16 protein-coding genes are annotated in these 22,656 nt (G+C 58.1%); 11 read left to right on the top strand and 5 right to left on the bottom strand.

Features of this window, described 5'->3' with window-relative positions; all coding sequences use genetic code 11:
- Positions 1-8 precede the first annotated feature (8 nt).
- On the top strand, positions 9-3,269 hold the full coding sequence (locus AP059_RS01920) for an EAL domain-containing protein (protein WP_059761628.1): 3,261 nt from the start codon (positions 9-11) through the stop codon (positions 3,267-3,269).
- A gap of 23 nt (positions 3,270-3,292) precedes the next feature.
- On the opposite strand, the gene AP059_RS01915 is transcribed toward AP059_RS01920, so the two are convergent.
- Positions 3,293-3,751 (bottom strand): lipocalin-like domain-containing protein, encoded by a 459-nt coding sequence (locus AP059_RS01915; protein ID WP_059761627.1) that lies wholly within the window; start codon positions 3,749-3,751, stop codon positions 3,293-3,295.
- 203 nt (positions 3,752-3,954) lie between these two features.
- Between AP059_RS01915 and AP059_RS01910 the strand changes: the two genes are divergently transcribed.
- Complete coding sequence (locus AP059_RS01910) at positions 3,955-5,136, top strand: acetyl-CoA C-acyltransferase family protein (protein ID WP_059761626.1); 1,182 nt, start codon at positions 3,955-3,957, stop codon at positions 5,134-5,136.
- An 840-nt stretch (positions 5,137-5,976) separates the two neighbouring features.
- On the opposite strand, the gene AP059_RS01905 is transcribed toward AP059_RS01910, so the two are convergent.
- Positions 5,977-7,233, bottom strand: a complete 1,257-nt coding sequence (locus AP059_RS01905; protein ID WP_059761625.1) for a cytochrome P450 — start codon at positions 7,231-7,233, stop codon at positions 5,977-5,979.
- 138 nt (positions 7,234-7,371) lie between these two features.
- Here AP059_RS01905 and AP059_RS01900 point away from each other — a divergent pair, with 138 nt between their 5' ends.
- Complete coding sequence (locus tag AP059_RS01900; protein ID WP_059761640.1) at positions 7,372-8,850, top strand: alpha/beta hydrolase; 1,479 nt, start codon at positions 7,372-7,374, stop codon at positions 8,848-8,850.
- A gap of 27 nt (positions 8,851-8,877) precedes the next feature.
- Here AP059_RS01900 and ycaC read toward each other — a convergent pair whose 3' ends face one another.
- Both ycaC and AP059_RS01890 read right to left on the bottom strand, forming a co-directional pair.
- Positions 8,878-9,504 (bottom strand): isochorismate family cysteine hydrolase YcaC, encoded by a 627-nt coding sequence (ycaC, locus tag AP059_RS01895; RefSeq protein ID WP_048399441.1) that lies wholly within the window; start codon positions 9,502-9,504, stop codon positions 8,878-8,880.
- 90 nt (positions 9,505-9,594) lie between these two features.
- A complete protein-coding gene (locus AP059_RS01890; RefSeq protein ID WP_059761624.1) occupies positions 9,595-10,461 on the bottom strand; it encodes a pirin family protein in 867 nt (288 codons plus the stop codon).
- 95 nt (positions 10,462-10,556) lie between these two features.
- On the opposite strand from AP059_RS01890, the gene AP059_RS01885 reads away from it, so the two are divergent.
- From AP059_RS01885 to AP059_RS01855, 7 genes are all read left to right on the top strand, one after another.
- Complete coding sequence (locus AP059_RS01885; protein WP_059761623.1) at positions 10,557-11,465, top strand: LysR family transcriptional regulator; 909 nt, start codon at positions 10,557-10,559, stop codon at positions 11,463-11,465.
- 131 nt (positions 11,466-11,596) lie between these two features.
- On the top strand, positions 11,597-12,946 hold the full coding sequence (gene pvdM / locus AP059_RS01880) for a pyoverdine-tailoring dipeptidase-like protein PvdM (protein ID WP_059761622.1): 1,350 nt from the start codon (positions 11,597-11,599) through the stop codon (positions 12,944-12,946).
- A gap of 15 nt (positions 12,947-12,961) precedes the next feature.
- Positions 12,962-13,834 (top strand): dihydropyoverdine dehydrogenase, encoded by an 873-nt coding sequence (gene pvdO, locus AP059_RS01875; protein WP_059761621.1) that lies wholly within the window; start codon positions 12,962-12,964, stop codon positions 13,832-13,834.
- A gap of 159 nt (positions 13,835-13,993) precedes the next feature.
- A complete protein-coding gene (locus AP059_RS01870; RefSeq protein ID WP_059761620.1) occupies positions 13,994-15,658 on the top strand; it encodes a cyclic peptide export ABC transporter in 1,665 nt (554 codons plus the stop codon).
- Between the two features lie 169 nt (positions 15,659-15,827).
- Entirely contained in the window at positions 15,828-18,305 is a 2,478-nt protein-coding gene (locus AP059_RS01865) for a TonB-dependent siderophore receptor (protein ID WP_059761619.1), read from the top strand.
- A 256-nt stretch (positions 18,306-18,561) separates the two neighbouring features.
- Positions 18,562-19,584, top strand: coding sequence for a methyltransferase (locus AP059_RS01860; RefSeq protein ID WP_059761618.1), 1,023 nt, complete (start codon positions 18,562-18,564; stop codon positions 19,582-19,584).
- 172 nt (positions 19,585-19,756) lie between these two features.
- The gene (locus AP059_RS01855; protein WP_059761617.1) at positions 19,757-20,698 is read left to right on the top strand and encodes a hypothetical protein; all 942 of its coding nucleotides are present in this window, start codon (positions 19,757-19,759) and stop codon (positions 20,696-20,698) included.
- A 4-nt stretch (positions 20,699-20,702) separates the two neighbouring features.
- On the opposite strand, the gene AP059_RS01850 is transcribed toward AP059_RS01855, so the two are convergent.
- Positions 20,703-21,617, bottom strand: a complete 915-nt coding sequence (locus AP059_RS01850) for a LysR family transcriptional regulator (protein WP_048365400.1) — start codon at positions 21,615-21,617, stop codon at positions 20,703-20,705.
- A 332-nt stretch (positions 21,618-21,949) separates the two neighbouring features.
- Here AP059_RS01850 and AP059_RS01845 point away from each other — a divergent pair.
- The coding region (locus AP059_RS01845) for a ribonucleotide-diphosphate reductase subunit beta (RefSeq protein WP_120752304.1) at positions 21,950-22,656 on the top strand (707 nt) is incomplete at its 3' end.

Below are 22,656 nucleotides of genomic sequence, written 5' to 3'. Positions count from 1 at the left end.
TGCCGTCAATGCCAAACCCCGCTGACCCTGTGCCATTTCTTGGTGGTTTGACAGACAGAGACATGCCCGGCGTGGAACAACACTGGCATGAAGGCCCCCAATTGCTGGCGGCCTTGAACGCTGCGCAACTGGGCGCGTGGTGCTGGGACATGGACAGCGGCGACATTCGCTGGTCCCACGGCTCGCAAGCGTTATTTGGGCTTGACCCGCATCACCCGTTGCCTGGCAACCTTGAGCAATTGTCTGAACTGCCATTTGACGACTGGCCCAAAGCCCAGCGCGCCTTCGAGGCGGTGTGCAAGGGCGCGCCTCTGGAGCAAAGCCTGCATCATCGCATCCGCTGGGCCGATGGCAGCCTGCACTGGCTGGAAATACGCGGCAGTGTGGTCTCCCGCCCGGATGAACAACCGCGCATGATGGGCGTCATCCGCGAAGTCACTCAACAGCGCCAACGCCAGCAAGCCCTCAACAGTTCAGAAAAACGCTTCGCCACGCTGTTTCATCTGTCGCCCAACATGGTGCTGCTGGTACGCATCGAAGACGGCTTGATCAGTGAAGCCAACCACTGCTTTGAAAGCTTGCTGGGCTGGCCGGTCAAACACGCGATTGGTCGCACAACGGTGGAGTTAGGGCTGTGGCCGGACCCACAACAGCGCGAAGCCTTCATCGAGGCGATACGCAGCAAGCACGCGCCGGTCGATATGGAAGTGCAACTGCGCGACCGTCATGGCCAGTTGCACGACGGCATTCTCAGTGCCCAACGCGTCGAGCTGGAAGGCGAGGCCTATCTGGTCAGCACCTTTCTGGACACCAGCGAGCGTAAAAAAAACGAGCAGGCCCTCAAAGACAGCCAGGAACGCCTGGACCTGGCACTGGACTCTGCCCAACTGGGCACCTGGGATTGGCATATTCCCAGCGGCCGCCTCTACGGCTCGGCCCGTGCAGCGCAGTTACACGGCCTGGACGCCGTGGCGTTCAATGAATCATTCGATGCGTTTTTTGAAGGCGTGCCGCACGAGGAGCGCCATAACATGCGCAATGCCTACCGCTCCCTGCGCGAAGGCCCTGCCGGCAATTACCAACTGACCTACCGCGTACAGCTCGAAAACGGCACTTCGCGTTACCTGGAGAGCCGCGCCCGCCTCTATCGCGGGCCAGACGACCAGCCATTGCGCATGGCCGGCACCCTGCTCGACATCACTGAACAAGTGGAGCGCGAGCAACGCCTGAGCGCCTCTGAAGAAAAGTTTGCCAGCGTGTTTCAGACCAGCCCTGACCCGATCTGCGTGATCCAGACGCAGAGCGGGCAAGTGATCGAAATCAACACCAGTTTCAGTCAAACCTTCGGCTGGCACATGGTGGATTTGCAGTGCGAGCCGGCTCACGACCAACCGCATTTACAGCAACTGCTGAGTACGCTTCGCGCCCCGATCCAAAACAACGCCACACTGACCTTGCTCCACAAGAGCGCAGAACCGCTGACCTGCGTGTTGTCCAGCCGTCCGATTGAAGTGGACGGCCAGCCCTGCATCGTCATCACCTTGCGCGACATCACCCAGCAACAGCGCGCCGAAGCCGCCTTGAAATCCAGTGAAGAGAAATTCGCCAAGGCATTTCACTCAAGCCCGGACGCAATCACCATCAGCGATTACGCCACCGGCTGTTATTTGGAGATCAACGACGGCTTCACCCGCCTCACGGGCTACACCAGCGCCGAGGTGATGGGCCGCAGCCCCTACGAGCTGGGGATTTGGGGCGACAGCTCCAAGCGTCAGGGGTTGCTGGATGAGCTGAAGGCCAAGGGCCGTATCAGCAACCGCGAAGTGCTGGGACGCTCGCGGCGCGGCGACCTGCTTAACGTTGAGGTCTCGATTGAGCCCATTACCCTCAATGGCACTGCGTGCCTGCTGCTCACGGCCCGCGACATCAGCCAGCTTAAAACCGCCCAGGCGCAAGTCCGCCACCTGGCCTACCACGACCCGCTGACCAACTTGCCCAACCGCGCCTTGCTCATGGACCGCTTGAGCCAGCAAAGTGCCTTGCTCACCCGGCAACACTTGCGCGGCGCCTTGCTGTTTCTGGACCTTGACCACTTCAAGCACATCAACGATTCGCTGGGCCATCCGGTGGGCGATACGGTGCTGAAAATCATCACGGCACGCCTGGAAGCCAGCGTGCGCATCGAAGACACCGTCGCGCGACTGGGCGGCGACGAATTCGTGGTGTTGCTCACCGGCCTTCAAGGCTCGCTCGATGACGTCACCCAGCACGTGCGCGCCACCGCCGACACCTTGCGCGAGTTGCTCGCCGAGCCGATGTTTCTCGACGGTCAACGCCTGCAAGTCACGCCCAGCATTGGCATTGCCCTGATGCCCGACCACGGCTCAAACCCGGCGGACTTGCTCAAGCGCGCCGACATCGCGCTGTACCGCGCCAAAGACTCGGGGCGTAACACCACGCAACTGTTTCATCACGACATGCAGGCCGCCGCCAGTGAACGCATGCGCATGGAAAGTGACTTGCGTACCGCGCTGGCGCGCAACGAATTCAGCTTGCACTTCCAGCCTCAGATCGACGCCCGCCAAAACCGTATCGTCGGTGCCGAAGCCTTGGTGCGCTGGCAACACCCGCTGCTGGGGCCTCAGTCGCCCGCCGAGTTCATCAAGATTCTGGAAGACAGCGGACTGATCCTCGAAGTCGGCACCTGGATTCTGGATGAAGCCTGCCGCGCGTTTGGCACGCTGCTCAGTGAAGGCTTGATTGATTCACGCGATTTCAGCCTGTGCGTCAACATCAGCCCACGGCAATTTCGCCAAAGCAACTTCGTTGAACGCGTGCAGCGCAGCCTGCTGGCTCACCACCTGCCCAGCTCCATGCTCAAACTGGAAATCACCGAAGGCATCGTGATTCAAAACCTGGAAGACACCATCGCCAAAATGCACCAACTGACGGCCTTGGGTGTCAGTTTCGCGATGGATGACTTTGGCACTGGCTACTCCTCATTGACCCACCTCAAGCGCTTGCCCGTCGACACGCTGAAAATCGATCAGACGTTCGTGCGCGATGCCATCAACGACCCCAATGACGCGGAAATCATCCGCGCCATTGTGGCGATGGCCCGCAGCCTGAAACTCAACGTGGTGGCAGAAGGCGTCGAGCAGATGCAGCAACTGCAATTTTTACAAAGCCTGGACTGCCATGTGTACCAAGGTTATCTGCACAGTCGACCCGTGCCCTTGGCCGAGTTCAAAACCTTGCTGTTGGCGTGAGAGGCGCTCGCTTGCCTGCGGTGTTAGAGGTTTGGCGGGACGCGCTGCCACGCCAGATTGGCGATTTTCATCGAGCCGTTGAACCTGACCGGGGCTTCAGGGGACAGGTAGAGCATGTCGCCCTCGATACGACAGGTACGGACCTGACGTTGCCCGCGCCAATTAGGGAAGAAACTGACAAACATTTCGTGTTCCAGCAACCCGCGAGACTCATCCAGATAGAACGGCCCGCTGTAGGCAAAATAGGTTTGTGCGGCGTTTTTATATTCACGCTCACTGGCGGTGAACGGATCATTGCCGGCCAGTTCACGTCGTCCGGGCGGACAGAACTGTGCAGACATATAGCCATCGGGCGTGTACATGATGATGCCCTCCGGTTGTGTGCCCATCGGGTAAGTCTCTATACCGGTGTGAGTATCACGTTCTACAAAACTGACCAGCTTCCATGCGCCAATCAGCGCGTTTCGGGCAACGTTTGTCATAGCATGCCTATCCTTTGCATGGGGGAATGAAAACACGAAGGGGATAACACTTCTCAGCACCGAAACAGCTTAGCCACCCGGACTCAGACAACCACCCACTGGCACTACCACTGATCCAATTGACCCTCAAACGGACTACTCTGCCAGCGTGCCCGCTGTGGAATACTGCACAACGGCCAACCAGACGACCACAAGGACGCGTGATGCCTACCCCTGACATTTTCATCCTCAGTGCCCAGCGCACCGCCATTGGCACCTTTGGCGGCGCACTCAAAGACGTGCCCATGTGTGACCTGGCCACCACTGCGGTCAAGGCGGCGTTGCTCAACAGCCAGGTCGAGCCTGAGCGCATCGGGCATGTGGTGATGGGCAATGTGATCCCCACTGAACCGCAGGATGCCTATGTGGGCCGGGTCGCGGCCATCAACGCCGGCATTCCCCTGCACACCCCGGCCTACAACGTTAACCGCCTGTGCGGCTCGGGTTTGCAAGCCATTATCTCGGCGGCCCACACCCTGATGCTCGGTGATGCCGACTTCGCCATTGGCGCGGGTGTCGAGTCCATGAGCCGTGGCCCCTATATGCTGCCGTCGGCCCGCTGGGGCGCGCGCATGGGCCATGCACAGGTGCAGGACTACCTGCTCGGTGTGCTGCACGACCCTTTTCATGGCATTCACATGGGCATCACCGCCGAGAACATCGCCGAGCGCAATAGCATCAGCCGCGAGACACAGGACAGGCTGGCCCTTACCGACCAGCAGCGTGCCGCCCACGCGATCGCACACGGCTACTTTGAGCGGCAAATAACCCCGGTCGAGGTTCAGACACGTAAAGGCACTGCGTTGTTCAGCACCGATGAACACCCGCGTGCAACGTCCCTTGAACAACTGGCGGGCATGAAACCTGCGTTCAAAAAAGACGGCACCGTGACCGCAGGCAACGCATCAGGGCTGAACGATGGCGCTGCCGCGCTGGTACTGGCCAGTGCTGACGCCGTGCTGGCGGGCAACCTGAAACCGATGGCTCGATTAGTGGCTTATGCCCATGCAGGCGTCGAGCCTGAATTGATGGGACTGGGGCCAATCCCTGCCACCCGTCTTGCACTCCAGCGTGCCGGGCTGCACATCGGCGACATGGACGTGATCGAAACCAACATCGCCTTCGCAGCGCAAGCGTGCGCCGTGATGCAGGAACTGGACATGGACCCGGCCAAGGTCAACCCCAACGGCTCGGGGATAGCCTTGGGCCATCCGGTGGGTGCAACCGGCGCGATTATTGCGACCAAAGCCCTACACGAGTTGCAGCGCATTCAAGGCCGTTACGCGCTCGCCACCCTGTGCATCGGAGGCGGCCAGGGGATTGCCGTGATTTTCGAACGGGTGTAACGCTGTGTCTTGCTACGCATCCCCGCCACCCCGTAGCCGCCGGCGCAGGCTGCGTCCGGCGGCGAAGCCGTCGTTGAACCCGCATATTCAGCCCACCTGCTAAATCGTGCCCTCCGGTTTTGCGATCGCTACGCAATCGGACGCAGCCTTCGGCAGCGACTACACGTGCACGTCAACAACCTCTCAACCCCGTCCGGCGGCGAAGCTGGCGTTGAACCTGCGTATTTAGTCCGCCTGCTTAACCGTGCCCTCCGGTTTTGCGATCGCTACGCAATCGAACGCAGCCTTCGGCAGCGACTACACGTGCACGTCAACAACCTCTCAACCCCGTCCGGCGGCGAAGCTGGCGTTGAACCTGCGTATTTAGTCCGCCTGCTTAACCGTGCCCTCCGGTTTTGCGATCGCTACGCAATCGAACGCAGCCTTCGGCAGCGACTACACGTGCACGTCAACAACCTTTCAACCCCGTCCGGCGGCGAAGCTGGCGTTGAACCTGCGTAGTCAGTCCGCCTGCTTAACCGTGCCCTCCGGTTTTGCGATCGCTACGCAATCGAACGCAGCCTTCGGCAGCGACTACATGTGCACGTCAACAACCTCTCAACCCCGTCCGGCGGCGAAGCTGGCGTTGAACCTGCGTATTTAGTCCACCTGCTAAATCGTGCCCTTCGGTTTTGCGATCGCTACGCAATCGGACGCAGCCTTCGGCAGCGACTACACGTGCACGTCAATAACCTCCCCGTAGCTTGCGCAGGCTGCGTCTGGCGACAACGTCGTCGAAAATCCACGTTTCACGAGAATTCGGCAACTGCTACGCCGCCAGAGCACGGTGCTACCCGTGTTTCAACCGGGGATGCGCACCTGCATGCGGTCAAAACCACGCAACATGCTGGAGAAGATCCGCCGCGGCGGTTCAATCACTTCAATGGCCGGAAAACGTTTGAGGATTTCTTCCCACAGGATTTTCAGCTGCATCTCGGCCACCCGGTTGCCCACACAGTAGTGAATGCCTTGCCCAAACGACAGGTGCCGACGCGCATTGGGCCGGTCGATGATGAACGCTTCGGGTTGCTCAAACACCTCTTCGTCACGGTTGCCGGACAAGTACCACATCACCACGCGATCACCCTTGCGGATCAACTTGCCCCCCAGCTCAATGTCCTGCAAGGCCGTGCGACGCATGTGCGTGGCGGGAGTTTGATAACGAATGATTTCAGGCACCATGCCCTCGACCAGTGCCGGATTGGCGTGCAGTTTGCGCTGCTGCTCGGGGTTTTGGTGCAAGAACATCACCCCGCCCGTGATCGAGTTACGGGTGGTGTCATTACCGCCCACGATCAACAGCAGCACATGCGCCAGGTACTCCATGGGCTGCATCTCACGCATCACATCGGCATGGGCCATCATCGAAATCAGGTCATTGCGCGGCTCACAGTTAACCCGTTCATTCCACAAGTCAGTGAAGTAACTCAGGCACTCCAGCAGTTCTGTGCGCAGTTGCGCCTTGTTCTTCACCACACCTGAACCTGGGATCGAAGTGGCCACTTGCGACCAGCGCATCAACTTGTGCCGGTCGGCCTGAGGCACGTCAAACAACACCGCCAGCATATGGATCGTCAGCTCGATGGACACATGCTCGACCCAATCGAAGGTTTCGTTGCGCGGCAAGTCGTCCAGAATGCGTGCGGCCACACAGCGGATAGTGCCCGCCAGCTTCGCCAGGTTTTCAGGCGTGGTGAACGGGCTGATGACCTTGCGCCGCTGGGTATGCAGAGGCGGGTCCATCGAGATAAACATCGGCAGGTGAAAGTCCTTGGGTTGATCGTGCAGGGTGACCCCGCCCAAGGCCGCGTCCGAAGAAAACACCGCGTGGTTGGTGCTGACAGCAGCTATGTCCTTGAATTTGGTGACGGACCAGTAAGCGCCGTAAGGGCTGTGCGCACAGTAATGCACCGGGGCTTCGCGGCGCATGCGTGCCAAAAAAGGACCCAGGGTGTCGTTTTGCACCAACCCTGGATGACTGACGTCAAAGCGGTCCAACGCCAAGGTCGCCGGATCGGCGGTCAGCATGTAATCCACTTCCTGATAATAGTTGTCCATGTTCACGTCTCCATGTGAGTAGCCAGCCATACTGCGGGAGCGTCCCTCGCGCCCGGGCACAAGCCTAGAACGGATTTGACGAAACGCCTGCTTTACCCGAACCTGCTCGCCTCCTTCATTGCCGGAGTTTTTGCCACGATGCTTGCGCCGCTTAAATTCTGGTTAAAACGCAGTGCCCTGATCGCTGGCGTGGCGGCCGTGACGCTACTCGCCTGGCGTGTCTATGACACTGAGCTTGGGCCGCAGCTGGAGCTCTGGCACACCGTGGTGCCTCACGAACTCAGTGCACAGCAGATCGACAAGGCCGACTGGGTGCAATGGCAGGCGGCGGAGCAGCGAGTATTTGACGAAGTACGTCGCGAGGTCAGCGACAAACTCGCCGTAGAAGACACCCCGGCCATCAACCGCTATCAGCCACAGAGCCGCGTCTATCCTGCCCGCTTCACTCAAGACTGGAACCGTTCCTACGTGCTCGAACCCGAGGGTGTGGCCAAAGGTGTGGTGGTGCTGTTGCACGGCCTTACCGACTCGCCCTACAGCCTCAGGCACATCGCCCGTCGCTATTGCGAATCGGGTTTTGTGGCCATCGGTATTCGCATGCCCGGTCACGGCACCGTCCCCGCGGGCCTGACCGACGCTGACTGGCCAGACTGGATGGCCGCCACTCGCCTGGCGGTGCGCGAAGCCCGCCAACAAGTGCCCGCACCTGCGCCTTTGCACCTCGTGGGGTTTTCCAACGGCGGCGCTTTGGCGGTGAAATATGCCCTCGACAGCCTGAGCGATCCGCAACTGGCGCGGGCCGACCAACTGATCCTCATCTCGCCCATGATCGGGGTCAACAGTTTCGCCCGCTATGCCGGGCTGGCCGGACTGCCTGCGGTGCTGCCGGCGTTCAGTAAAGCCGCCTGGCTAGGCCGTTTGCCGGAGTTCAATCCGTTCAAATACAACTCATTTCCTGTCAACGGTGCTCGCCAATCGTGGCTTTTGACTGACGCGTTGCAAAGCCAGCTGTTGCTACTGTCAAAGCAAGATGCCCTGCGCGACGTACCGCCGATTCTTGCCTTTCAATCACTCATGGACCACACGGTCAGCACACCCGCTGTGGTCAACGGCTTGTTCCGTTTATTGCCTGACAATGGCAGCGAGCTGGTGCTGTTCGACATTAACCGCAGCCGCGACTTCGGTGGTTTATTGACCCCCGCCGCCAGCGCTTCAATCGAGCAGATGCTGCCACCGCCACCGCGTAATTATCAAACCAGCCTGGTCACCAACCTGTCCGCTGAAAGCAGCGAAATGGTCGTACGTAACACACCGGCGCGGTCTGAAATAGCCACACAAATTCCCTTAGGGCTGGACTACCCGAAAGACATTTATTCGCTGTCACATGTCGCGCTGCCCTTCCCACAAAGCGATGCGCTTTATGGTCAGCAACCGGACAAAGACGAAGATTTTGGCGTACACCTGGGCACACTCGCGGCACGCGGTGAGCGCGGCGTATTAATGGTGCCGATGGACACACTGATGCGCGTCACTTCAAACCCCTTCTATGGGTATTTGCTTGAACGCATTGAGCAGGATATTAAGCGCGGAACTCGGGTTAAAGATGCAGGCAACTGACGCGAAAAACGCCAGTTGCCTGTCAGCTTATTTACCCGCTGTCAGGGTGGTGTAACTGGTGATCAGGTTGCGATAGTCCGGGATGTGGTTGGAAAACAGCGCCCCCAAACCTTCAACGTCGTTGCGCCAATCGCGATGCAGCTCACAGGCCAGACCAAACCAGGTCATTAGCTGCGCCCCGGAGGCCGACATGCGATCCCAGGCTGAGTGACGGGTGATTTCGTTGAACGTGCCCGATGCATCGGTCACGACAAACACTTCATAGCCCTCTGCCAAGGCAGATAGCGCCGGAAAAGCCACGCAAACTTCAGTCACCACGCCGGCAATAATCAGTTGTTTCTTGCCGGTAGCCTTGACCGCCTTGACGAAATCTTCGTTGTCCCATGCATTAATCTGCCCAGGGCGCGCAATGTAGGGCGCATCCGGGAACAGCGCTTTCAATTCCGGCACCAACGGGCCATTGGGGCCTGTTTCAAAACTGGTGGTCAAAATGGTCGGCAAGTTGAAGTATTTGGCCAGATCGGCCAGTGCCAGCACGTTATTTTTGAACTTGTCCGGTTCGATGTCCCTCACCAACGACAGCAAACCGGCCTGATGATCCACCAACAAAACGGCGGCATTGTCCTTGTCCAAGCGCTTGTAAGAAGTTGTCACAGGATGTTCCTCTCTTGGGATGAAACGATAAGCCCGGGCCATGACCGTTCAAGGCCCGGGTGTACGGGTTAACGTGGCGCAGCGGATGCGTCAGGCCGGCATGCGGCCAAAACGACCCGACTGAAAATCCACAAACGCCTGATGGATTTCAGCGTCGGTGTTCATTACAAACGGACCGTGACCCACAATCGGCTCGTCGATGGGTTCACCGCTGAGGATCAGCAGCACCGCATCGTTATTGGCTTCGAGCCGCACCTGTTGACCGTCACGCTCGAACAACGCCAGCTGTCCTTCGCGCACCACCTCCTTGCCATTGACCTCAACCGCACCGTGCAGCACCACCAAGGCGGTGTTGCGACCCTGATGCACGTCGAGCGTAGTCGACTTGCCCGCGTTCAAACGGATGTCCCACACGTCGATGTCAGTAAACGTGCGTGCCGGGCCGCGATGACCGTCAAATTCACCGGCAATCAGGCGTAAACGCCCGGCATTGTCTTTGAGCGCCACCTCAGGAATGTCCCGATCCACAATGCTCTGGTAACCCGGCTCGGCCATTTTGTCTTTGGCGGGCAGGTTGACCCACAGTTGGACCATCTCCAGGGTGCCGCCACTGCGGGCAAAAGCCTCGGAGTGGAACTCCTCATGCAAAATCCCTGATGCCGCAGTCATCCACTGCACATCCCCCGGCCCGATCACGCCGCCATTGCCCGTGGAGTCGCGATGTTCCACTTCGCCTTTATAGACAATGGTCACCGTTTCAAAACCGCGGTGCGGGTGCTGGCCTACACCACGACGCTCAGTGGTCGGTGTAAATTCGGCTGGCCCTGCGTAATCAAGCAACAAGAACGGGCTGACGTGTTTCCCCATGCTGTCGTAGGAAAACAGCGTGCGAACCGGAAAGCCATCACCCACCCAATGGGGACGTGGAGCGGTGTAAACGCCAAGAATTTTTTTCATCTTGCACCTCCTGTAATTCATGGCAACAGAATAGGTTTGATCTGTTTTGTCGACTAGACTGCGTTTTTGAACCGTTGCGTTCTATTTGGAGAACGATGATGGAAGACCTCAACACCCTCTATTACTTCACCCAGGTGGTCGAGCATCGTGGCTTCGCTGCAGCGGGCCGGGCGCTGGACATGCCCAAGTCCAAACTCAGCCGGCGTATTGCCCAACTCGAAGAGCGCCTTGGCGTGCGGTTGATACAGCGTAGTAGCCGCCACTGCTCCCTGACTGAAATCGGACAGGAGTACTACCAGCGGTGTCGGGCCATGTGCATTGAGGCGCAGGCAGCGGCGGAAGTCATTGAACGAAATCGCTCAGAACCGCAGGGCATTGTGCGTCTCAGTTGCCCCACCTCGCTGCTCAACTCGTGGGTCAGTGCCATGCTGGCGCGCTACATGCTCACTTACCCCTTGGTGCAATTGCATGTTGAAAGCACCAATCGCCGGGTAGACGTGATTGAAGAAGGCTTCGACATGGCTATCCGGGTGCGTTTTCCGCCGTTGGAAGACAGCGATCTGGTGATGAAAGTGCTGGGCAACAGCGTTCAAAGTCTGGTCGCCAGCCCTACGTTCCTGCCGCGTTTTTCAACGCCGCCCACGCCCGCCGACTTGAGTGGCCTGCCCAGTTTGTATTGGGGGTCGGCCCAGCGCGACTATGCCTGGGAGCTGTTCGGACCCGACGGAGCCACCGCACTCATCTCGCACACCCCCAAACTCATTACCGATGACCTGCCGGCACTGTGCCAGGCCGCTGTGGCCGGCCTCGGCGTGGTGCATGTCCCCAATGTGGTGGTCCGCGATCACATCGCCAGCGGGCAGTTAATCAACGTGTTGCCGCAATGGGCACCCAAAAGCGGGATCGTGCACGCGGTCTTCCCTTCTCGCCGGGGGCTACTGCCGTCGGTACGTACGCTGATTGACTTTCTGGCCGAGGAATTCAGCCACAGCGATGTCATCTGATTCATACACAAGTGGCGTCTGCGGGGTGACGGGCCTGCGTGACGCTAAATTATTTGTCTTGCCCATCGTTCTCTCCAGATAGCAAAGGCCGTGCGCCGGCCCCTTGACGGCGGATTTCTACTGAGATGGCAATGACTCAATCACGTTCAAAAAAAGCCCTGTTAATCGGTATCCCATTGGCTCTGGCCGCAGCCATCGGCGGTGGTTTTCTGGTGTGGGACACGTTTTACAACGGTAACCCGGGCTACCCGCTCAAGATCATCAAGCAAGCCGACGAGCTACAGGACCGCGTGCTGTCTTTTGACAGCCACATCACGGTGCCGCTGGAGTTCGGCACTGCGGGCAATGAAGCCGACAAGGACGGCCCTGGCCAATTCGACCTGGCCAAGGCCGCCAAGGGACGGCTGTCCGGTGCAGCACTGACGGTTTTCGGCTGGCCGGAAATCTGGAACGGACCCAACGCACCGCACCGCCCCACCGCAGGGTTTGTCGAGGCGGCGCGCAACGAGCAAGAAGCGCGCTATCAGATCATCACGGGCATGGTGCGCGACTTTCCCAATCAGGTCGGCATCGCCTATACCCCGGATGATTTGCGTCGCTTGCATGGCGAAGGCAAGTTCGCGGTGTTTATCAGCATGCTCAACGCTTACCCGCTGGGTAACGACCTCAGCCAACTGGATAAATGGGCGGCGCGCGGCATGCGCATGTTCGGCTTCAGTTATGTCGGCAACAACGACTGGGCCGACTCATCGCGCCCCCTGCCCTTTTTCAACGACACCCCGGATGCCCTCGGCGGCCTGTCCGATACGGGCAAGCAAGCCGTGCAACGCCTGAACGATCTGGGCGTGATCATTGACGTGTCACAGATGTCGACCCAGGCACTGGAGCAAGTCAGCCAACTGAGCCGCACCCCGATGGTCGCGTCGCACTCAGCCCCACGGGCGCTGGTGGACATCCCGCGCAACCTCAGCGACAAAGAAATGCAACTGATCAAAGACAGTGGCGGCGTGGTGCAGATTGTGGGTTTTGCGACCTACTTGCGCCCGTTGAGCACTGCCAGCCGGGACAAACTCAACACCCTGCGCAGCCAGTTTGACTTGCCGCCGTTGCACAGCCTGGAAATGGCCCTGATGCCGGGCGACGCAATTATCACCGTATGGCCCGAGCAACGCTTTGGCCAGTACGCGGCCGGTCTGTACGGCATCATCGAAGAAGAACCCAAAGCCACGCTCAAGGATTACGGCGACGCCATTGATTACGCGGTGAAAAAAATCGGCATCGACCACGTAGGCATCAGCTCTGACTTCAATGACGGCGGCGGGCTAGACGGCTGGAAGGATGTGAGCGAAACCCGCAACGTCACCGCCGAACTGCTGCAACGCGGCTACTCGGAGGCTGATATCGCCAAATTGTGGGGTGGCAATTTCCTGCGCGTGTGGGACACCGTGCAAAAAGCTGCCAAACCCACGTCAACTCTATAAGTGAACTTGCCGACCATGCTTACGTTGAAACCGCTTTACCGTTTATCGCTGGCCACATTGCTTGCCAGCCTGGTGCCTGCACTGGCTCAGGCAGCCGAACCTGCCAAGCCGGGCACGGTGTTCAAAGACTGTAAAGACTGCCCTGAAATGGTCGTCCTGCCGACGGGCAGCTTCATGATGGGCACGCCAGAGGATGAAGTCGGGCGTGAACCCGATGAAGGTCCGCTGCATAAAGTGACCTTCAGCAAGCCGCTGGCCATCAGCCGCTTCCAGGTCACTGCTGCCGAGTTTGACGCCTATATCAAGGAAACCGGGGTCAAGATTGCTGATGGCGATGACCGCCCGGGACGCGAGTGCATTGCCAGCAAACCGCGCTACCCGCAAGGCCCGCGCCAGCCGGCTGTGTGCATGAACTTCGACGACGTCAAAAACTACGTCAGCTGGATTGCGAAAAAAACCGGTAAGCCTTATCGCATGGTCAGCGAAGCCACCCGCGAATACGCAGCGCGCGCAGGCTCGACCGGTCCGTTCCCGTTCCCGATGGACGAAGGCAAGGAATACAGCATCGCCAAACATGCCAACACCTACGGCCCTACCGATGGTTACAGCTATACCTCGCCCGTAGGCAGCTACCCGGCCAATGCGTTTGGGGTGTATGACATGCACGGTAACGTTTACGAATGGCTGGAAGACTGCAAGCACCATGACTACGTCGGCGCGCCGACTGATGGCAGTGCCTGGGTGAGCGGCAGCACCTGCGAACTGCGCCAGATCCGCGGCAACGACTGGGGCGAAGCGCCGGTATTCTCCCGCTCCGGCAACCGCAACGATATTTACCCGCAAACCCGTGGCGACTGGGTGGGCTTTCGCGTGCAGCGCGAACTTTAACTCCGCTGTGTAGGCGCTGGCGAAGGCTGCGAGCTTTTATGTTGATAAAAAAGATCGCAGCCCAAGGGATGTAGACCTGGGCCGCCTCACACTAAATCCCCACCCCAATCGCTCGTTCTCAAGAGACTGCCCTTACCTTGATTCAAGGAACTCTTGTTTATGAGCCAGCCCGCCACGCCCCGACACAACCCCGGGGTTCTTCGAGAACTGTTCCAACTGCTCAAGCCGTTCCGGCTCATTGTCAGCCTGTCCGTCCTGTTGGGCATGGTCGGCGGCTTGAGCGTGACGGTGCTGCTGGCAACCATCAATAATGCGTTGCACAGCGAAAGCGGCCTCACCAACCATGTAGTCGCCCTGTTCGCCGGGCTGTGCGTATTGGCGCTGATCAGCACCATTTGCTCAGACATTGGCAGCAACTATGTAGGCCAGCACATCATTGCCAAATTGCGCAAAGAGCTGGGCGAAAAAGTGCTCTCGGCGCCCATTTCGCAAATCGAACGCTACCGCAGCCACCGACTGATCCCGGTGCTGACCCACGACGTCGACACCATCAGCGATTTTGCGTTTGCCTTTGCCCCGCTGGCGATTTCCCTGACGGTGACGCTGGGCTGCATGGGCTATCTGGCCATGCTCTCGTGGCCGATGTTTTTGATGATGCTGGTGGCCATTGTGATCGGCACGGTGATTCAGTACATCGCGCGCGGCTACGGCCTGAACGGTTTTACCCAGGCCCGCGAAGCAGAAGATGAGCTGCAAAAGCATTACAACGCGATTGCCGAAGGCGCCAAGGAATTGCGCATTCACCGCCCGCGTCGCCAGCGCATGTTTGTGTCAGGCATCGCGCGCACCGCACAAAAAATCTGTGACATTCAGGTGCGCTCGATCAACACCTTCGTTATCGCCAAAAGCCTGGGGTCGATGCTGTTTTTCGTGGTCATCGGCCTGGCGCTGGCCATGCAATCGCTGTGGCCAAGCGCCAACCCTGGCGTAATAAGCGGGTTTGTGCTGGTGCTGTTGTACATGAAAGGTCCGCTTGAGCACTTGATCAGCACCCTGCCGATCATCAGCCGCGCGCAAATTGCCTTCCGCCGCATTGCCGACCTCTCCGAGCAATTCAACTCGCCAGAGCCACATCTGCTGTTGAGCGAAGATGGCGCGCAAGACAAAACCGTTAACAGCCTCGAACTGGTGGACGTGAACTACAGCTTCCCGGCGGTAGAGGGCAGCGCGCCCTTCCGCCTGGGACCGGTGAACCTGAAAATCAATCAAGGCGATATCGTGTTTATCGTCGGCGAAAACGGCTGTGGCAAAACCACCCTGATCAAGTTGCTGTTGGGCCTGTACGCACCGCAACAGGGCGAGATCCGCCTCAATGGCCAGGCCGTCAGCGCTCAAACCCGCGACGACTACCGCCAGCTGTTCACCACCATCTTTGCCGACTACTACCTGTTCGACGACGTGGTGCAGGGTGACATGAAAATCCCGCAGGACGCCGAGCTGTACCTCAAGCGTCTGGAGATTTCGCACAAGGTCAGCATCAACGACGGTCAGTTCAGCACCACCGACCTGTCGACCGGCCAACGCAAACGTCTGGCGCTGGTCAACGCGTGGCTCGAAGAACGCCCGGTTCTGGTGTTTGACGAATGGGCGGCCGATCAAGACCCGACCTTCCGCCGCATTTTCTACACCGAACTGTTGCCGGACCTCAAGCGCCTGGGCAAAACCATCATCGTCATCTCCCACGACGACCGTTACTTCGATGTGGCAGACCAACTGGTGCGCATGGACAGCGGCAAGGTCAGCACCGCGCTGGAACCTGCCTGATCCCCGTCATGTAGGAGTGAGCTTGCTCGCTCCTACAGTGATTTCTTACTCAGAAAAATAAATTCCAACTAAATGAGGAACTTCTTTCCGGTTTCTTAATCGCGCTGCGTCTAATAACTATTCCCATTAACAAACAATAATTCCCCCTCCTTCGGAGCCTCGGCACGCAATGCAACGACCAAACTTGAGACGGACCCCGCTTTCGATCGCTACCCAGCGCCAGACCGTTCGCCGCACGCTGTTGTCCAGTGCTTTTGTAGCTTCGGTGCTGCTGGGTTCATCGGTTGCTCAGGCAGCCCCGGTAGCCTTGAACATCCCGGCGCAGTCGCTGGCCAACGCGCTAAATGAGCTGGGCAAGCAAGCCAACTTGCAGATCCTGTACAGCGCCGATCAAGTTCAAGGGATCAAGTCGCATTCCGTGTCCGGTTCACTGGAACCCGTTAAAGCCCTGGAAACCCTGCTGCAAGGCAGCGGCATTTCCTACCAGCTCAATGGCGATACCGTGATCCTCAACGCCCCGCAAGGCAAAGGTCTGGAGCTGGGTGCAACCACCATTTCCGGCCAAGGTCTGGGCAACTCGCTGACGACCGAAGACACCGGTTCCTACACCACCGGCGCCACCAGCAGTTCGACCAAGCTGCCGCTGTCGATTCGTGAAACGCCGCAAACCGTGACCGTGATCACCCGTCAGAACATGGACGACCAAGGCGCGCAAAGTATTGGTGATGTGTTGCGTAACGCGCCGGGGATCAGCACCCAGGCGTACGACAGTGACCGCATGGAGTATTCGGCACGCGGTTACGCCATCACCAACTTCCAGTACGACGGCGTCAACTCGTTATACGACGGGGTATTCGACGAAGGCGCGACCAAGGTCGACATGGCGTTGTACGACCGCGTAGACATCGTCAAGGGCGCAACGGGCCTGTTGTCCGGTTCCGGCGATCCCTCCGCGACCGTTAACCTGATCCGCAAAAAACCGACCCGCGAATTCAAGGCTTCGATTACCGCCAGTGCCGGTTCGTGGGACGACTACCGGACCGAAGGTGATATTTCTGGCCCTCTGAATGACGACGGCAGTGTGCGTGGGCGTTTTGTGACGGCGTTTCAGGATGCCGACTCCTACCGCGACCGCTACTCAAAAAAGAACCAAGTGTTCTACGGGATTATTGAAGCCGACATCACCCCGGACACCCTGTTCACCTTTGGCATGGATTACCAGGACATCAAGCCGCGCGGCTCATCCTGGACCGGTAACCCGTACTATTTCTCCAACTACACCAAGACCGATTTCAGCCGCTCGTTCAACCCGGCCACCGACTGGAGTCGCCGTGACGTACAAGCACGCACCACTTTCGCGTCCCTTGAGCACCGCTTTGCCAACGACTGGAAAATCAAAGGCACGATCAACCAGCAGGTCAACGATCACGACACACAGCTAGGCTCTGCCAGTGGCGACAAGCCTGACCCGGTGACCGGCGATGGCATGTTCTTCTACTGGGGTAAATGGGAAGGCCATCGCGTTCAAAACACCTTCGATCTCAACGCAACCGGCCCTTTCAGCCTGTTCGGTCGTGAGCATGAATTGGTGGTGGGCTACACCTCTCAGGAATCCAGACAAACAGGTGCCACGTTTGACGGCAGCCAGTCCACCAAAGTACCGGGCAGCATTTTTGACTGGAAGGGCAAATACCCGGAGCCTGACTTTCCGAAAAACGGCAAGTACGAGACCAATCAAAACCAGAACAGCGCTTACATAGCGGCACGCTTCAAGCCTACCGACGATTTGTCGTTGATCCTGGGCAGTCGTGTGAGCGACTTCCAATACAACAGTACTTACAAATACTACGTACAAGCACCACCGAACTTCGAAGACAACAAAACCACGTCCAAGCAACACGGCCGTGTGACGCCTTACGCCGGTGCCGTGTATGACATCAACGACACTTACTCGGTCTATGCCAGCTACACCTCCATTTACAAACCGGTCACGGACAGAAGCGCTTCAGGCACCACCTTGGCGCCGACTGAAGGCAACAGTTACGAAATCGGTTTGAAAAGCGAGTACTTCGATGGTCGCCTGAACGCCAGTATCGCGGCGTTCCGAACCGAGCAGAAAAAGGTCCCCATCAACGTGGGCACCAACCCGATCACTAACGAAGGTATTTATGAGTCTCTGGACGGTGCCACCACCAAGGGCGTTGAACTGGAGCTGACCGGCGAAATCATGCCGGACTGGAACCTGATCGCCGGTTACACCTATGCTCAAACCCGCTCGGAAGATGGCAAGCGCGTGTATGGCTATCCATTGCAAACCACCAAGCCTGAAAACGTGGCGCGACTGTTCACCACCTATCGCTTGCCCGGTGTGTTGAACAAAGTGACTGTTGGCGGTGGCGTGAACTGGCAAAGCCCGTTCTACGGCCAGATCTACAACGATGCCAAAGAAGACTACGACATCATCGAACAGCACAGCTACGCGCTGGTTAACCTGATGACCCGTTACGAGTACAACGAACACCTGACGTTCAACCTCAACGCCAACAACGTATTCGACAAGAAATACCTGTCCGGCCTGGGCAACTTCAACACCACGTACTACGGTGAGCCACGCAGCCTGATGCTGACCACCAAATACACGTTCTAAGCGTCAGCCGCCCCACCCCAAAAGCCCCGGTGTTCACGCGCCGGGGCTTTTGCGTTTGAGGGTTGCCAGCGGCTGACCTGACGCCCGAGGAGGAACCAAAAGCCTGATGGCTTCGCGCTAGGGGTGAGCCTTGACACCCTCACGTTTAAACGGGTGCGCGCGCACGCCTGAACTAGACTTTTGCGTTGCAGCGCTCAAACCCAGCCTTACCGCCTCTTCCCTCCTAAAGCGCTGACATCATTTCGCAGGTGAACACATGCGCTTAACGCCCCCAGAGACTCAAGACACCCACGTTTTTGATATCACCCTGAATTTATTTACCTATCCCGCCGTTTTAATCGCACACAAATTGGGCCTGTTTGAAACACTCAATCAACCGGGCGAATGGAGTGTCACCTCATTAAGCAGCCATCTTGGGCTTGCGCCACGGGCAATGAATACGCTGCTTAATGTGAGTACTGCGTTTGGCTTCATACACCGTCACGCATCGTCATACGCCCTTTCTGCGACCGGCAAAGAGTATTTAGTCAAGACCAGTCCCTATTATTTCGGTGACTTTTGGAACTTGATGATCGATAACGCACATCTGTTTGCATTCGAGCACCTTGAAAAAGCAGTAGTGACCAATACACCGCAATTCCAAAAGGATGTACTCGATATCTTCGATGCGAACCAAAAAAACCAACAACAAGGCATCAAATTCACTCATGCCATGCACAGCTTGAGCATGGCTCAAGCCTGTTTCTGGCCACGCTGTATAGACCTGCAAGCTGACACGCTTTTACTCGATATTGGCGGCGGGTCCGGGGCGCATGCGATTGGCGCACTTGCGCAATGGCCTCATTTGCGAGCAGTGGTTTTCGATTACGCCGCTATCTGTAAGGTGTGTGAACACTACGTAAGTGAGCATCAACTCACAGAGCGCATTACCACACACAGCGGTGATATGTGGCATGACCCTTTTCCGCCTGCGGACGTGCACTTTTACTCGAACGTACTGCATGACTGGCCGCCTGAAAAAGCAGCGTTTCTTATTGGAAAAAGCTTTGATGCACTGCCCAATAACGGCCGCATCCTTCTCCACGAAGTTTTATACAACGACGCTAAAGATAACCTTGCGGCGATTGCCTACAGCTTGATGATGTTAAGCGCCACCCAAGGCCAACAGTTTTCAGCGCAAGAGCTGGAGCAACTCCTAATTGACGCCGGTTTTGTCTGCATCAAGACATTGAAAACCAGCGGCCACATGTCGATTGTTTCAGCCTACAAGCCAGGGTAACTGTCCACGTTTAACCACTTACCCCCCTAACGCCTGTCGGGGGGTAAAGCGTTGTCCTGGACACCTCTTTCGGCACAACTGCTGTTCCGTTTGAGGCTTTAATCCGGGCGTGAACGCCTCTTATAGTGGCTACTCCGTGCAGCCGTGATGCGACTTATAAGAAGAGGTTTCCATGAGTAGCCTGAATGCCCCATTGCAACACCTTGATGTGCTGGATGCCGAACACGACGCGCAATACTTTGAGTACAGCAAAGCCGCCAACCCGATCAGTGCCGGGTTGATTTCCCGTATTCCTTATCAAAATTTCCCTTCATCGCTGTATGACACAGGCCCAAGTCGCGTGGTCCCGCTGGACTTGAGCGAGGCACTGGGATGTCCGGGGCCCGCAACCGGGCCGGGGTTGCTGGCGAACTTCATTCGTCTGAATGCCGGTGACAGCCTGACGCTGGCGCCTGTCACGACCTCTCAGGTGGTGTATGTGATCGCCGGGCGTGGGCAATTGGTGCAGGGCAGCACGCGTTTTGAATGGGAGAAAGGCTGTTTTATCGCCATGCCCGGAATAGAAGCGGTTCAGCTGAGCGCCAGTGAAGAGGCGCGGTTCTATTACGTACATGACGAGCCGCTGCTGCGCTACTTGGGGGTGGTTCCTGCACAACAACAGTTCAGCGCCACGCTGTATCCCGCTCACACGGCCAATGCCAAGCTGCGCGAAGCCGCGGATGACCCGCGAGCGCAGGATCGCAGCCGTATCAGTATCTTGCTGGGCAATCGGCATTTTCCTCAAACCCGCACGGTGACTCACGTGTTATGGGCGATGTACGGGATTTTGCCCGCAGGTTCGGTGCAAAAACCACACCGCCATCAATCCATTGCGCTGGACTTCATCATTGACTGCCCTGCGGGTTGCTACACGCTGGTAGGCACGGACATCGATGAAAACGGCCAGATCCGTAATCCGACGCGAGTCGACTGGGCGCCGGGGCTGGCGTTTGTCACGCCGCCGGGTTATTGGCATGCGCACTTCAATGAGTCGCAGAGCGAAGCGTTTTTGATCCCGATCCAGGACGCAGGTTTGCAAACGTATCTGCGGGCGCTGGATATCCGCTTCAGCTAACCCCTCAAGACTGCCAATACGCGGGGCTGCCGACACGCTCGACCATAAAGTCGATGAAACAACGCACCTTCGACGACACCGTGCGTTTGGGTGGGTACACCAACCACAGCGACGCAGGCACCTGCGTCGCTTGCACCTGCCATTCAGGCAACCAACGCACCAAAGCGCCCGAGGCCAGCTTGTGCGCTACCAGCCAGTCCGGTAAACAGGCCGCCCCCAAGCCCTGCTCAACCGCCAGCAATTGCGCCTCCAGGTCGTTGATGCGCAGCCCGCCTGCCACTTGCACCCGCTGCACGGGGTGAATAAAACCGTCAGCAGGCACAAAGAAAACATCGTCGGGCAAATTACCGTTCAACAACACCGCGCCAAGCGCCTGCGGATTTGAAGGGGCCGGGTGTTGTCGGGCGAACGCCTGACTGACACAGACCAGTGTGCGTTCACTGGCCAGCTGGCGCGCTTTGAGGGTGGAGTCGGGCAAGACACCAATGCGCAAGGCCAGATCGACGCCGGCATTGATCAAGTTCACATGTTGATCGTCCAGCATCAGTTCCAGGCGGACTTCCGGATGCTGCGCCATGAACTCACCGAGGAGTGGCAGAACGTGATGGCGGGCGAATGCGGGGGGCAGATTGAGTTTCAGCAGGCCACGCGGGTGCTGGTTGAGCGACGCCGTCGCGTGCTTGGCCTGCTCCAGTTCATCCAGTACTCGCACCGCATGGTGCAGGAACGTCTCGCCACCCTCGGTCAAGCGCAAGGTACGGGTTGAGCGATTGAACAAGGCGATGCCCAGATCGTGCTCCAGATCCTTGATGTAACGCGACACCGTTGAGGCTTTGATCGACAGTTTTTCGGCGGCCCTGGAAAAGTTGTTGGCGTGTGCCGCTTCGACAAAAGCATTCAGCGCTGCGAAATAGTCCATGGCGAGTCCGCACGAAAGAAAAGTTGCCAAAGGCTATCAGATTGATCACTGCACTGGCGTGGTCACGAACAGGCATTCTGGGTTGACCACCCTCCCCATCGACTATATGGTGTGTCACCAAAGAGAAATTAACACCACATAGTGTGTTTTCAGCCTGACAAGCTACGCTATCGACACAACCGTCAGGAACGCGATTACTCGCGAGAGGTCGCCGCCGAAAATTCGCGAGGCCAGCTCACTCCTGGTGTGTTTTTGTTAATGCTCGAACATTTTTACGCCCGTCCAAGACCACACACCCTGGTCAAACCCGCCTCCTGCGAAAGGAAACTCCTATGTTGAATTGGGACAGCTCTGACAACGAAGACCTTGATTTGCGTGCCGCGCAGCCCGCACCGGCTGCACTGGACGCACTCAACAACGCTGGCGATCAAGAAGCCGCCAAAGCACGCCAAGTCACCGCAGGTGACACACCGGCCATCATTCGGGCCAAGGCGGCCCTGAATTCGCTGGACATTGCTGAGGGCATGGCAGAGCTGGAGGGCGCTTCGGCACGGGTGGCGGTGGATGAAAAACGCATGATCAATTGCCGCGCCGACCTGAACCAGTTGGTACCTTTCAAGTACGACTGGGCGTGGCAGAAGTACCTGGACGGTTGCGCAAACCACTGGATGCCGCAAGAAGTCAACATGACTGCCGACATCGCCCTCTGGAAAAACCCCGAAGGCCTGACCGACGACGAGCGCCGCATCGTCATGCGCAATTTGGGGTTCTTCTCTACGGCCGATTCATTGGTGGCCAACAATTTGGTACTGGCCGTCTATCGACTGATCACCAACCCGGAATGCCGCCAATATATTTTGCGCCAGGCCTTTGAAGAGGCCATTCACACCCACGCGTATCAATACTGCATTGAGTCGCTGGGCATGGATGAGGGCGAAATTTTCAACATGTACCACGAGATCCCGTCGGTGGCTAAAAAGGCCGCGTGGGGCTTGAAGTACACCCGTTCGATCTCCGATCCGAAGTTCGAAACCGGCAC

The sequence above is a fragment of the Pseudomonas sp. TAA207 genome (assembly GCF_001529285.1).
Lineage (GTDB): Bacteria > Pseudomonadota > Gammaproteobacteria > Pseudomonadales > Pseudomonadaceae > Aquipseudomonas > Aquipseudomonas weihenstephanensis.
This window is presented reverse-complemented; position numbering and strand designations above follow the sequence as displayed.